At 68.2% G+C, this 12,908-nt stretch carries 11 protein-coding genes; 10 read left to right on the forward strand and 1 reads right to left on the reverse strand.

All coding sequences use genetic code 11. The features are described 5' to 3' along the window. Window positions 1–16: 16 nt before the first annotated feature. From ASF61_RS15745 to ASF61_RS15790, 10 genes are read left to right on the forward strand one after another with little or no spacing between them, the layout of a single operon-like run. Complete coding sequence (locus ASF61_RS15745; protein ID WP_056157527.1) at window positions 17–592, forward strand: prepilin peptidase; 576 nt, start codon at window positions 17–19, stop codon at window positions 590–592. Then, window positions 589–2,040 (forward strand): ATP-binding protein, encoded by a 1,452-nt coding sequence (locus tag ASF61_RS15750; protein WP_229205871.1) that lies wholly within the window; start codon window positions 589–591, stop codon window positions 2,038–2,040. The genes ASF61_RS15745 and ASF61_RS15750 overlap by 4 nt, the downstream gene beginning before the upstream one ends. Beyond that, complete coding sequence (cpaB, locus tag ASF61_RS15755) at window positions 2,037–2,942, forward strand: Flp pilus assembly protein CpaB (RefSeq protein ID WP_056157534.1); 906 nt, start codon at window positions 2,037–2,039, stop codon at window positions 2,940–2,942. The genes ASF61_RS15750 and cpaB overlap by 4 nt, the downstream gene beginning before the upstream one ends. A gap of 46 nt (window positions 2,943–2,988) precedes the next feature. After that, entirely contained in the window at window positions 2,989–4,590 is a 1,602-nt protein-coding gene (locus tag ASF61_RS15760; RefSeq protein WP_056157537.1) for a type II and III secretion system protein family protein, read from the forward strand. Window positions 4,591–4,598: 8 nt separating this feature from the next. Next, window positions 4,599–4,889 carry a hypothetical protein gene (locus ASF61_RS15765; protein ID WP_056157540.1) on the forward strand — a complete coding sequence of 97 codons (291 nt, stop codon included), beginning with the start codon at window positions 4,599–4,601 and terminating at the stop codon, window positions 4,887–4,889. 21 nt (window positions 4,890–4,910) lie between these two features. Next, entirely contained in the window at window positions 4,911–6,080 is a 1,170-nt protein-coding gene (locus ASF61_RS15770) for an AAA family ATPase (protein WP_056157543.1), read from the forward strand. A gap of 12 nt (window positions 6,081–6,092) precedes the next feature. Continuing rightward, window positions 6,093–7,436, forward strand: coding sequence for a CpaF family protein (locus tag ASF61_RS15775; protein WP_200919878.1), 1,344 nt, complete (start codon window positions 6,093–6,095; stop codon window positions 7,434–7,436). 8 nt (window positions 7,437–7,444) lie between these two features. Further along, window positions 7,445–8,419: a type II secretion system F family protein gene (locus ASF61_RS15780; RefSeq protein WP_056157545.1), complete on the forward strand. Its 975-nt coding sequence runs from the start codon at window positions 7,445–7,447 to the stop codon at window positions 8,417–8,419. 4 nt (window positions 8,420–8,423) lie between these two features. Further along, window positions 8,424–9,353 carry a type II secretion system F family protein gene (locus tag ASF61_RS15785; protein ID WP_056157548.1) on the forward strand — a complete coding sequence of 310 codons (930 nt, stop codon included), beginning with the start codon at window positions 8,424–8,426 and terminating at the stop codon, window positions 9,351–9,353. A 53-nt stretch (window positions 9,354–9,406) separates the two neighbouring features. Then, window positions 9,407–11,659, forward strand: coding sequence for a hypothetical protein (locus ASF61_RS15790; protein WP_056157551.1), 2,253 nt, complete (start codon window positions 9,407–9,409; stop codon window positions 11,657–11,659). Here the strand turns inward: ASF61_RS15790 and ASF61_RS15795 are convergent. Next, on the reverse strand, window positions 11,641–12,894 hold the full coding sequence (locus ASF61_RS15795; protein WP_056157555.1) for an O-antigen ligase: 1,254 nt from the start codon (window positions 12,892–12,894) through the stop codon (window positions 11,641–11,643). The genes ASF61_RS15790 and ASF61_RS15795 overlap by 19 nt on opposite strands. Between the last annotated feature and the right edge of the window lie 14 nt (window positions 12,895–12,908).

The following is a 12,908-nucleotide window of genomic DNA, read 5'->3' on the forward strand; positions in this document are numbered from 1 at the left end:
GAAACGAGACCTGGCCATGACATACCTGCCCTTCATCGTAGTGTCGCTGTTGCTCGCTGGCGCTGTCTGGCAGGACGTGCACAGCCGCCGCATCCCCAACCAGCTGGTGCTGGCCGGCCTGGTTCTCGCTTTTGCCCTGCAGATCGTGCTGCCGTCCGGTGACGGTCTGTTCGTCAAGCCGTTCGGCAGCATCGGCCTGCTGTGGTCGCTGGCCGGCTTCGGCATGGGCCTGGCGCTGCTGCTGCCCATGTATGCGCTGCGCGCACTGGGCGCGGGCGACGTCAAGCTGCTGGCCATGCTCGGCGCCTTTGTCGGTCCGGGCGCGGTGGTCGGCATTGCCGCCTGCACGCTGGTGGCCGGCGGCGTGCTGGCGCTGGTGGTGTCGCTTTACCTGGGCACACTCAAGCGCATGCTCGGCAACTCCGTGCACCTGGTCGCCCACAGCGTGTTCGGCGCCCTCAACGGCCAGTCGGCCGCCATCGCGGCGCCGGCCGCGCCCAGCGGCAAGCTGCCGTACGCGATCGCCATCGCTGCCGGCGCTGCGCCCTACTTCGTGTATGCCGCGCTGCACGGCGCGAGCCTGTTCGCGTGAGCGCGCAGCACCCCGGCGCCACCGCTGCAGCGGCGACAGCGGCACCCGCTGTCATGCGCGCGCCGCGCACGGTGGAAGACACTGGCCTGCCGTTCTTGTTCCTGGTCGAGCTGCTGGTCAAGGTGCTGGCGCGGCGCGGCCAGCTCAAGCTGCCCGAACTGGCCGGCCACCTGAAGCTGGCGGTCGGCGTGATCGATCCGCTGATCGCCTTCATGCGCACGGAAAAACTGTGCGAAGTCACGCGCCGCGGCGGCAGCGGCACCGACGCCGACCTGGCCTATCACCTGACCGAACTCGGACACGAGCGCGCGCGCCAGTGCATGGCGCGCAATGCCTATGTCGGCCCAGCGCCGGTGACGCTGGCCGACTACCGGCGCCAGGTGGCGCTGCAGAGCGTGGCCGACCTGCATGTCACGCGTGCCGATGTCACGCGCGTGTTCGACGACATCGTGGTCAACCAGCAGGTGCTCGACCAGCTGGGCGCCGCCATGAACTCGGGTCGTGCGATCTTCATCCACGGCCTGGCCGGCAGCGGCAAGACCTACCTGGCCGAACGCCTGCGCGGCCTGCTGCACGGCGACATCGCCGTGCCCTACGCCATCATGATCGACGGTGAAGTGGTGCCGTTCTACGATCCGGCCCAGCACCGCATCCGCGCCGACAGCGACGCAGCCGCGCCGGACTCGGCCGGCGCGGACTCGATCGACAAGCTGCGCAGCTTCGACCTGCGCTGGGTGCGCGGCGTGCAGCGTCCGGCCACGCTGACCGGCGGCGAACTGACGCTGGAAATGCTGGACCTGCGCTTCGATCCCGACACGCGGCTCTACCAGGCGCCTCCCCATTTGAAAGCCAACAACGGCATCTTCATCATCGATGACCTGGGGCGCCAGCGCTGCTCGCCGCTGGAACTGATGAACCGCTGGATCGTGCCGATGGATCGCGGAATCGACTATCTTTCGTTGCATACAGGCCACGTTTTCGAAGTTCCGTTTGATGTAGTCGTGGTATTCTCATCGAACTTCTTACCAGAGCGCTTGTCCGATGGCGCTTTCCTGCGCCGCCTCGGTTACAAGATCGAAGTGCCGCCGCAAACCGAGGCTGAATATGAACGTATCTTCCGTCAAGTTTGTCAGCACGCCGGCCTCGCCTTCGAGCCCGACGCCTACCGCTACCTGCTCCAGGAAAAACACTGTCGCGAAGATGTGCCGCTGCTCGCCTGCTATCCGCGCGATTTGATCCGGCAACTACTGGACCTGGCCCGCTACGAAGCGGAACCGGCGCGGATGACCCGCGCCGCACTCGACTGGGCCTGGCATAACTACTTCGCCGGCGCCGGCGTGCGCCGCATGGCCGCCAGCCTGCAACAGCAGCGCAGCGCGGGCGGCGAGGTCGAACGGGAGCGCCGCGACAGCGGCGCGGCATTCCATCCGATGAAAGCAAACTCATGAGAAATACACGGGCCCTGGTAATGATCGCCGTTGCGCTGGTACTGGCGCTGGTGGCGGTGGTGGTGGCGGCGCACTGGATCAACGACCAGGGTGCGGCCAGCAACAAGAAGGTGGCCGTGGCGCTGGTCGATATCCCGATGGGCGCGCGCATCACGCCCGAGATGCTGAACCAGATCGAGTGGCCCAGCAACGCCCTGCCGCCGGGTGCAATCACCGACCTCAAGCAGCTCGACAACCGCGTCTCGCGCACGGCCATCGAACACGGCGAACCCATCATGGAAAGCAAGCTGGCGCCGGCCGGCACCACCGGCGGCCTGTCGGCCGTGGTGGCGCAGGGCAAGCGCGCCATGACGGTGCGCGTGAACGACGTGGTCGGCGTGGCCGGCTTCGCCCTGCCCGGCAATTTCGTCGACATCCTGGTCAACACCCAGGAAGAGGCCCGCAACGACCTCGGCAACAACCGCGAACGCGACCAGGCCATCTCCAAGATCGTGCTGGAACGGATCCTGGTGCTGGCGGTCGCGCAGGAATCGAACCGCGACGATACCAAGCCCAAGGTGGTCAACGCCGTGACGCTGGAACTGACGCCGGAGCAGGTGGAAAAGCTGGACCTGGCGCGCAGCGTGGGCACGCTGTCGCTGGTGCTGCGCAACCAGATCGACCCGAAGACCGCCGACACCGCCGGCGCCACCAAGGACACCCTGCTCGACCCTGACGGCGCGCGCGCCGCGCTGCTGGGCCGCAACCGCGCGCAGCAACCGGCGATGCCGCCGGCCGCCAGGCCGCTGACGGCCGCGCCACCGCCGGCGCAGGCACCGGCGCCAGCGCCAGCGCCGTCGGCACCGCGCGGCGACAAGGTCGAAGTGATCAAGGGCCTCGACCGCAGCACCCAGCAATTCTGAGATTCGGGTTCCGCTTAACCATGCACCACGCACAAGGATGCCATCGATGACCGTATTTCGCAGGAACGCCCAGGCGGCGCCCGTCCGACTGACCACGCTGGCCGCGCTGACCGCCCTGGTGCCGCTGACCCTGTCCGCGCCGCTGGCCCACGCAGCGGACAAGGCCAGGCCCGTGCCGGCTGCCGCTGCCGCGTCGGCGGCCCCCGCCGGGGCCAAGCCGATGGCCAGCACCGGCAGCGTGCAGGCGGCGCAGCAGATCGAGCTGGCCGAAGGCAAATCGACGCTGATGCACCTGCCCTCCCCGGTCACGCGGCTGGCGGTGGGCGATGCACGCGTGGCCGATGTCATCCTGATCAATCCCAGCGAGGTCTATATGCTGGGCAAGGCCACCGGCACCACCAACCTGATCCTGTGGAACAAGGCCAGCCAGGCCACCATCATCGACATCAGCGTGGGCATCGACGCCGCGCCGCTGCGCCAGCAGCTAACCGAGCTGTTTCCGAACGAGCACGACATCGTGGTCACCGTCTCGGGCAATGTACTGATCCTGTCGGGCAGCGTGGCCGACACCATCCGCGCCGGCCAGGTGGTGGCCGTGGCCACCGCCTACCTGCAGCGCGGCGCGCGCGGCGCCATCAGCCAGGCCCCGGCGCAGACGGGCGCCACGGCCGGCCAGGCCGGCGCCGGCAACGCCGGCCTGGCCAGCGGGCTGGCTGCGCCGCTGACCGCCGTCGATTCCGGCGCCAGCCTGCTGGCCGGCGGCACCGCCGTGGGCAGCGCCGCCAGCCGCGTGGTCAACATGCTGTCGGTGTCGGCGCCGCAGCAGGTGATGCTGGAAGTGAAAATCGCCGAGGTCTCGAAAAGCCTGGTCGATCAGCTCGGCGCCAACATCGGGCTGACCGGCACCGCCGGCAACTGGACCTACACCCTGCTGTCGAATCTGCTGACCGGCAATGCCGGCAAGCTCGATGCCTTCAACGGCAAGAACGGCAACTTCGCCACGCTCGACGCCCAGAAACGCGACGGCCTGGTCAAGATCCTGGCCGAACCGACGGTGATGGCGATCAGCGGCCAGGAGGCCAGCTTCCTCGCTGGCGGCAAGCTCTACATTCCGGTGGCGCAGGACGGCACCAACGGCGCGTCGCGCGTGACGCTCGAGGAAAAGGAATACGGCGTGGCCGTCAAGTTTACGCCGACCGTGCTCGAGAACGGCCGCATCAACCTGCGGGTGGCGCCCGAGGTGTCCGAGCTGAACCGCGAAGGTATCGGCATCAGCGCCACCGGCGCCACGGCCACCGCCATCCTGCCCGCCTTCACCACGCGCCGCGCCAGCACCACGGTGCAGCTGTTCGACGGCCAGAGCTTTGCCATCGGCGGGCTGATCAAGAACAACGTCACCACCAGCATCAAGGCCTTCCCCGGCCTGGGCGAAATTCCGATCCTCGGCGCGCTGTTCCGCAGCAGCGATTTCCAGAGCGACCGCACCGAGCTGGTGTTCATCGTCACGCCGCACCTGGCGCGCCCGCTGGCGCCCAATCCCAAGTTGCCGACCGACGACTACGTGCCGCCGAACCGTTTCGATTTCTTTGGCATGGGCAAGATGGAAGGCCGTGCGCCCCAACCCGCTGCCAGCGGCGACACCCAATAGGAGACCGCATGGCCCGCTTACCGATTTCCGTCACCCTGACCATGCTGGCCGCCGCGCTGGCGCTGGCCGGCTGCGCGCAGACGCCCCGGCTGGACCGCCAGTTCGGCACCAGCGTGCAGCAGGCGCTGGCGCAGCAAACGCTGCAGCCGGAGGCCGGCAACAACCGTTCGCCGGTCAACGGCATCGACGGCAAGGCTGCCGAGTCCGTGTATGAAAACTATCAGAAGTCGTTCCGCGCGCCGGAAGCCCAGGGCAGTTCGCTGACCACGGGCGTGAGCGCCGCGACCGGCACGCGCTGAACCCAACGCCGAGGACACCCATTGAAAATCGCCGTCATTTCCAAGGATGAACGCCACCTGCTCGATCTGGGACGCCTGCTGCGCGCGCGCCCGACCGGCGACGAGGTGGACCTGCTGTCGGGCGGCCTGATACGGCTGGCCGGCATGGCCGACGAGCAATTGCCCGACGTGCTGATCATCGACCAGCCGTCGATCGAGGATGGCGACCTGGTGCAGGTCGAACGCCTGAGCGGCCTGCATCCGGCCATGGCCTTTATCGCGCTGACCGGCGAGAGCTCATCGACCTTCCTGCTGCAGGCCATGCGCGCCGGCGTGCGCGAGGTGCTGCCCACGCCGGTCACGTCCGCCGCGCTGTACCCGGTGCTCGACCGCATCGCCGAGAAACTGGGCCGCCGCCACCACGCCAGCGGCAAGGTGCTGGCCTTTATCTCGTGCAAGGGCGGTAGCGGCGCCACCTTCCTGGCCACCAACCTCGGTTACGCGCTGGCCGCCAGCGGCGCCAAGCGGGTGGCACTGATCGACATGAATCTGCAGTTCGGCGACGCCTCGCTGTTCGTCTCCGACCACAAGCCGCTGGCCACCCTGTCCGACGTGGCCAGCCAGATCCACCGGCTCGATCCGTCGTTCCTGGCCTCGAGCATGCTCAGCATCCTGCCCAACTACGGCGTGCTGGCCGCACCGTCCGATCCGGCCCACACCAGCGACGTCAAGCCCGACCACATCGACGCCATCATCAAGCTGGCACGCCAGCAGTACGACTTCATCATCCTCGACGTGGGCCGCAGCCTGGACGCGGTGACCATCCGCGCGCTCGACCACGCCGACCTGATCTTCCCCATCCTGCAGACGACGCTGCCGTACATCCGCGACGGCAAGCGCCTGCTGACCGTGTTCCGTTCGCTGGAATACCCGAAGGAGAAGATCCAGCTGATCGTCAACCGCCACGACAAGGGCGGCGAAATCCGTCTGAAGGACCTCGAAGCGGCCTTCGACACCGACCAGATGCAGACCATACCGAACCACTACGATGCCGCAGCACAGTCGGTCAACCAGGGCGTGCCGGTGATGAAGCTGGCGCCGGCCAGTCCGCTCAGCAAGGCGCTCGACGAGTTCGGGCGCAGCCTGAGCGGCGAAGTCGCCAGCGTCAAGCCGGCCAGCTGGATCGACAAGCTGCGCGGCCGCAAGGACTGACGAGGACCACACATGAACAGCCCCATATCGCTGCGCGAGCGGCTTGAAACCGGCGCCACCCGCGTGGTGGCCCAGCGCGTGACCGGCATCGACAACCGCGCCTACCAGGACCTCAAGCACCGGCTGCACCAGACCCTGCTCGACCGGGTCGACCTCGAAAGCATCCAGCGCCTGTCGCAGGACCAGATCCGGCTCGAACTGCGCACGCTGGTCGAGCGCCTGCTGGAAGAAGAATCGGTGGTGATCAACGACGCCGAGCGCAAGAACCTCACGCGCGACATTCAGAACGAGATGCTGGGCTTCGGTCCGCTCGAACCGCTGCTGGAAGACCCTACCGTCTCCGACATCCTGGTCAACACCCACCGCCAGATCTATGTCGAGCGGCGCGGCAAGCTGGAGCTGACCGACGTCACCTTCACCGACAGCGCCCACCTGATGAAGATCATCGACAAGATCGTCTCGCGCGTGGGCCGCCGCATCGACGAATCGAGCCCGATGGTCGATGCGCGCCTGCCTGACGGCTCGCGCGTGAACGCCATCATCCCGCCGCTGGCCATCGACGGCCCGATCGTCTCGATCCGGCGCTTCTCGGCCGACCCGCTGCGCCTGGCCGACCTGGTGGCCTACGGCTCGATGACGGCCGACATGGCCGAGGTGCTGCAAGGCCTGGGCCGCGCCAAGGTCAACATCCTGATCTCGGGCGGTACCGGCTCCGGCAAGACCACCATGCTCAACGTGATTTCCGGCTTCATCGGCCAGACCGAGCGCATCGTCACGGTGGAAGACGCGGCCGAACTGCAGCTGCAGCAGCCGCACGTGGTGCGGCTGGAAACCCGGCCGCCGAACATCGAGGGCAAGGGCGAAGTGAGCCAGCGCGCGCTGGTGCGCAATGCGCTGCGCATGCGGCCCGACCGCATCATCCTGGGCGAGGTGCGCGGCGCCGAGGCGCTCGACATGCTGGGCGCCATGAACACCGGCCACGAAGGCTCGATGGCGACCATCCACGCCAACACCCCGCGCGACGCACTGACGCGCCTGGAGAACATGATCAGCATGGCTGCCGCCAGCCTGCCCACCAAGGCCATGCGCCAGCAGATCAGTTCTGCCGTGGGCGTGGTGGTGCAGGTCTCGCGCCTGCCCGACGGCAAGCGCAAGGTGATGTCGATCCAGGAAGTGACGGGCATGGAGGGCGAGATGATCACCATGCAGGAGATCTTCAGCTACAAGCAGACCGGCCTGGGCGACGACGGCACCGTGCACGGCCACCACAGCCCGAGCGGCATCCGCCCGCGCTTCATCGAGCGCCTGCGCAATTTCGGCGTGACGGTGCCGAACACCATGTTCGAGCCGAACTAAGGACCAGCATGGACTACCGACTGATCGTCTTCGGCCTGTGCGTGTTCGGCGCGGTGGCGCTGCTGGTATGGGGCATCTACAGCAGCGTGCACAATGTGCAGGGCGAACAGGCCAGGCGCGTGGCGCGGCGCCTGCGCAACGCCATCGGCGACGAAGGCGCCGAGCTGGCCGTCTCGATCACCAAGGACCGGGTGCTGAGCCGCGATCCCGATACCCACCGCCTGCTCTTGCGCGTGCCCGGCATCCTGCTGCTCGACCAGTTGCTGCTGCAGTCGGGCCGCAGCTGGACCGCTGCGCGCCTGCTGGCCATCATCGCCATGGGGGCGGCGGCCGGCGTGGTGCTGGCCATGGTGCTGGGCCTGCCCGCCAGCGGGTGGCTGGTGCTGGGCCTGTGCAGCGCCTGCCTGCCGTGGTGGGAACTGAACCGCGCCAAGCGGCGCCGCATCACCCGCATCGAACTGCTGCTGCCCGAAGCGCTGGACATGATGAGCCGCGCCATGAAGGCCGGTCACGCGTTTCCGACCGCGCTCAAGATGGTGGCCGACGAGATGCCGATGCCGCTGTCGGGCGAATTCCGCGCCGTGTTCGACGAAGTCAATTTCGGCGTCGGCATGGGCGATGCGCTGATGGGCATGGCGCAGCGCGTGCCCAGCGCCGACCTGCGCTACTTCGTGGTCGCGGTGCTGATCCAGCGCGAGACGGGCGGCAACCTGACCGAGCTGCTGGCCTCGATCAGCGCCATCATCCGCGACCGCCTGCGCCTGCTGGCGCAGGTACGCGTGATGTCGGCCGAAGGCAAGATGTCGGCCTGGGTGCTGGGCCTGCTGCCGTTCGGCGTGGGCGGCATCATGTTCGCATTGAACCGCGAATTCCTCACCGTGCTGTTCGTCGATCCGCAGGGCCAGCGCATGCTGATGGGCGCAGCCGGCATGATGGCGGTCGGCTTCCTGGTGATCCGCAAGATCACCAAGATCAGGATCTGACACCATGACAGCGATCCAACTGATTTTTCTGGCCGTGGTCTTTGTCGGCGTCTTCGGCGCCGCGCTGGTCGCGGCCCGCCTGCTGACCAACACCGCCGTGCGCGACCGGCTCGAAGCACTGTCCGAGCCGACCGATTCGCGCTTCGACAAGGGCCGCTGGCTGCAGCAGCTGGTCAACCTGGCCTCGCCGCTGGCCAAGCTGTCGGTGCCGGCGGAAGGCTGGGAAACCTCGGCCGTGCGGCGCCGCTTCATCAACGCCGGCTGGCGCACGCCGGCCGCGCCGGGCCTGTTCTACGCCGCCAAGACCGGGCTGTCCCTGCTGCTGCCGCTGCTGGTGTTCCTGTACCTGAGCAGCACCGGCAGCCAGGCCGAAGGCATGACCAAGCTCAGTTATCTGCTGGTGGCGGCCGCCATCGGTTACTACGTCCCGGGACTGGTGCTCAACGAGGTGATCAAGCGGCGCCAGCGCGACATCTTCGAGAGTTTTCCCGATGCGCTGGACCTGATGACGGTCTGCGTGGAAGCAGGCCTGGCGATGGATGCGGCGCTGGCGCGCGTGGCCCAGGAGATCGGCCTGAAAAGCGTGATCCTGGCCGAGGAACTGCAACTGGTGACGCTGGAACTGCGCGCCGGCAGTCCCAAGGAAAAGGCGCTGCGCAACCTGTCGCTGCGCACCGGCGTGGAAGATGTCGATGCGCTGGTGACGATGCTGATCCAGGCCGACCGCTTCGGCACCAGCGTGGCCGATTCGCTGCGCGTGCAGTCGGAACTGCTGCGCACCAAGCGCCGCCAGCGCGCCGAGGAGCAGGCCGCCAAGATCGCGCTCAAGCTGCTGTTCCCGCTGATTTTCTTCATCTTCCCCAGCCTGCTCGTGGTGCTGCTGGGACCGGCGCTCTTGCAGCTCTACCAGAGCCTCGGCGCCGCCACCCAATAATGCACACCATGTTGCCCATGCCAGTACCGCCCCGTTTTCAACCAGGAGTCTTCATGAAACCAACCACGTCCGGCCAGCGTCATCCCGGCTATCTGCTGCAGGTCTTCCTGGCGGCCATCCTGGCCGTCATGCTGTCCGCCTGCGGCGGTGGCGGCAGCAGCGGCGACAAGGGCTGCAGCACGCTCGATCCCAACCGCGATCCCAGCCTGCCCGGGTGCACCACCGCCACGACCGCGCCCCGCATGACGGTGGCGCTGACCGACAGCAGCAACGCGCCGATCACCAGCATCAGCAACGACCGCCCCGGCACCCTGGTGGCGGTACTGCGCAACGGCGCCAATGCCGCCGTGGCCAACACCGTGGTCACCTTCACCACCACCGACAGCACGGGCGTGTTCGTGCCGGCGGCCGGCACGGCGGTCACCGACACCAGCGGCACCGCGCGCGTGACCCTGCCGGTGGGCACCACCGCCGGCGCCTTCACGGCCACGGCCAGCGCCAGCGTCGACGGCAAGACCGCCAGCGCCAGCGTCAATTACACGGTCGACTACTCGGCAGTGACGCTGGGCGCGCTGTCGGTCGCCCCTACTACCCTCGCTGCCGGCGGCACTGCCGGGGTCCAGGTCACGGTCATGAGCGGCAGCACCCCGTACGCGCCGCCGCTGTCGGTCGCGTTCAGTTCGCCCTGCGTGGCGGCCGGCAAGGCGCGCCTGATCACACCGGTCAATACCGTCAACGGCATCGCCAGCAGTTCGTACACCGACCTCGGTTGCGGCACCACCGACGTCATCACCGCCACGGCCGTCGTCAGCGGCGCCACCGTGACCCGCAGCACCAACCTGACGGTCAACGCCGCCAGTGCGGGCCAGCTGACCTTCGTTTCGGCGCTGCCGCAAAACATCGCCCTCAAGGGTACCGGCGGCGCCGGCCGCCAGGAAACCGCCACCGTCACCTTCAAGGTGCTCAACAGCGTCGGCCAGCCGCTGGCCGGCCAGGTCGTCAACTTTGCACTCAACACCAGCGTCGGCGGGCTGACCGTCAACCCGGCCAGCGCCACCACCGGCAGCGACGGCACGGTGGCCACCGTCGTCACCTCGGGCACCATCAATACCCCGGTGCGGGTCTCGGCCACCTTGCCGTCGGGCGCCGCCGGCGCCGGCATCAGCACCGTCTCCGACCAGCTGGTGGTCTCCACCGGCGTGCCGGAGCAGGCCAGCTTCTCGCTTGCCGCAGTCGTGCGCAACGTCGAAGGCGGGTCGTTCAACGGCTGCCCGGCGCCCAACGGCACCACGCTGACCGCGCGCCTGGCCGACCGCTTCCACAATCCGGCGCCGGACGGCACCGCCGTCAGCTTCACGGCCGAAGGCGGCACCGTCGATGCCTCGTGCCTGACCGGCGAAACGGCCACCACGCTCACCGACGGCACAGTGATCAAGCAAAAGGGCACGCCCGGCGAATGCACGGTGCGCTTCTGCGCCGCCAGTCCGCGTCCGGCCGACGGCCGCGTGACGGTGCTGGCCTATGCGCTGGGCGAAGAGAGTTTTGTCGATGCCAACGGCAACAACCGCTATGACGCCGGCGAAGTATTTACGGACCTGGGCGACCCGTTCCGCAACGACCGCGCCGTCACCGACGCCAACGCCGCCGGTATCGACGACGCCTACACCAGCGGCAACGCGGTGCGGGCCTCGGGCGAGCCGTTCTTCAGCGCCAGCGGCAACAGCACCTGGAGCGCCAGCGGCAACGGCCTGTATAACGGCGTGCTGCGCGCACCCGGCGTCGGCAGCGGCGATACCGTGTACCTGCGGCAGTCGATGGTGATGGTGCTGTCGAACAGCACGGCCAACGTCTCGCTGCTCGACCAGTCGGTCGGCGGCGCGCCCACCGTCGGCACGCTGGCGCTGAGCCAGTGCGTCACGGGCACGCCGTTCGTCAACCAGACCCGCACGTTCCGGTTCGCCATCCGCGACAACAACCCGACCGTGTTTGCCACCAACCGCCTGGCGGCCCACCCGAACGACAGCAGCTGGCTGTTCGACCTGCCCGGCAATCCCCTGCCGGCCGGCACCCGGATCGACTTCAGCACGTCCAACGGACGTCTGCTGTCGGCCGCCAGCACCGTGGTGCCGAACACGATACAGCCGGACTCGAGCGGCTGGATCTACAACGTGCAGATGGTCAGCGATGCGTCCGTCCCGGCCGGCACCACGGTCTGCTCGAACGACGTCACCAGCGGCGCCCTGACCATCACCGTCACCACGCCGGGCGGCGTAGTGAGCACCTTCTCCTACCCGGTCACGGACTGAGGCGGCGCCGTCAGGCACAAGCCGGCCAGCATGAACAGCGTGAGCGCATAGAACACGCTGCTGTGGATGGTCCAGAAGATCACTTCGGTCAGGCCGAAGCCGGCATAACAGACCACCAGCAGCATGCCGGCCAGCGCCGGCGCCGCCAGGTCGCGCTGCGCGCTGCGTCCCCGGTGCAGCTGGCGGCGGAAAAACAGGAACGGCAGCAGCAGCGTGCCGGCCCAGGCCAGCAGACCGGCCACGCCGCCAAACACGGTGGCGTGCAGTGCGTCGTTGTGGAAGTGGTCGAACTGCAGGATGTAGGCCGGCGCCGCGCCGCTGTCGACCAGCGCCCGTTTGGCGCGCGCCACGGCCGCCATGCTGCCGTGGCCGAGCCACGGACGGTCGGCAATCAGCACGGTGGCGGTATGCCACAGTTCGAGTCGAACGCCGACATTGGTGTAGGTCTCGCCACCGGCTAGATATTGCTGCACATCGGCCACGCCCTGCAGCGCGCGTTCGCGCACCCCCGTCTGCGGCAGCAGACAACACAGCGACAGCAGCGCCGGCACCAGCAGCGCCACGGCGATGCGGCTGCGGCGTCCCGCTACTGCTTGGTAACGCAGCAGCAGCACGGCGGCCGGCACGGCCGCCACCCAGCCGCCACGGGTGCCGGTAGCGATCAGGCCCAGCAGGCCGGCCAGCGCCCCCAGCAACGGCCACAGCACGGCGCGGCCGGGGAAATCGCCCATCACCGCCAGACACATCAGGCCCATGCACAGCGACAGGTCGCCGAAGGTGATGGCGTTGATCAGACCGCCCGGACGTTCGATGCCCAGTACCCAGCGCTCGGTGCCGACCAGCACCGCGCCGGCGACGGCGCCGGCGATCAGCCCCCACCACAGGCAGCGGCGCGACGGTCGCCAGGCCAGCACCACCAGCAGCGCGGCGGCAGCACCGAGCGCGCGCACCGGGCGCTCCAGTTCGCGCAGCTTCATGCCGGAGTCGAACACGTAGTCGGCCAGCGCCAGCAGCAGGGGAACCATGAAGGCCAGCAGCAGCGGCGCACACGTGCGCCAGTGCGGCGCCATGGCGGTGCGGACCGCGCGCCAGCCGACGATGGCGGCCAGTACATAGACCAGGCTGCACAAGCCAGTGCCGCCGCGCGCGGTCAAAAACAGGAATGGGGGCGCAAACAACAGGCTGTTGAAAAAGACAGTGCCGGCGGACTTTTGCGATAGGTTATGATTCATCATTCTTCTAGTAGTTC

The organism is Duganella sp. Leaf126 (assembly GCF_001423125.1).
Taxonomy (GTDB): Bacteria; Pseudomonadota; Gammaproteobacteria; order Burkholderiales; family Burkholderiaceae_D; genus Rugamonas.

Bases quoted from the DNA above. Each gene is read 5' to 3' on its own strand.
- ASF61_RS15795 (WP_056157555.1), bottom strand. From the start codon at position 12,894: ATGATGAATCATAACCTATCGCAAAAGTCCGCCGGCACTGTCTTTTTC.
- ASF61_RS15775 (WP_200919878.1), top strand. From the start codon at position 6,093: ATGAACAGCCCCATATCGCTGCGCGAGCGGCTTGAAACCGGCGCCACC.
- ASF61_RS15760 (WP_056157537.1), top strand. From the start codon at position 2,989: ATGACCGTATTTCGCAGGAACGCCCAGGCGGCGCCCGTCCGACTGACC.
- ASF61_RS15785 (WP_056157548.1), top strand. From the start codon at position 8,424: ATGACAGCGATCCAACTGATTTTTCTGGCCGTGGTCTTTGTCGGCGTC.
- ASF61_RS15790 (WP_056157551.1), top strand. From the start codon at position 9,407: ATGAAACCAACCACGTCCGGCCAGCGTCATCCCGGCTATCTGCTGCAG.
- cpaB (WP_056157534.1), top strand. From the start codon at position 2,037: ATGAGAAATACACGGGCCCTGGTAATGATCGCCGTTGCGCTGGTACTG.
- ASF61_RS15780 (WP_056157545.1), top strand. From the start codon at position 7,445: ATGGACTACCGACTGATCGTCTTCGGCCTGTGCGTGTTCGGCGCGGTG.
- ASF61_RS15765 (WP_056157540.1), top strand. From the start codon at position 4,599: ATGGCCCGCTTACCGATTTCCGTCACCCTGACCATGCTGGCCGCCGCG.
- ASF61_RS15745 (WP_056157527.1), top strand. From the start codon at position 17: ATGACATACCTGCCCTTCATCGTAGTGTCGCTGTTGCTCGCTGGCGCT.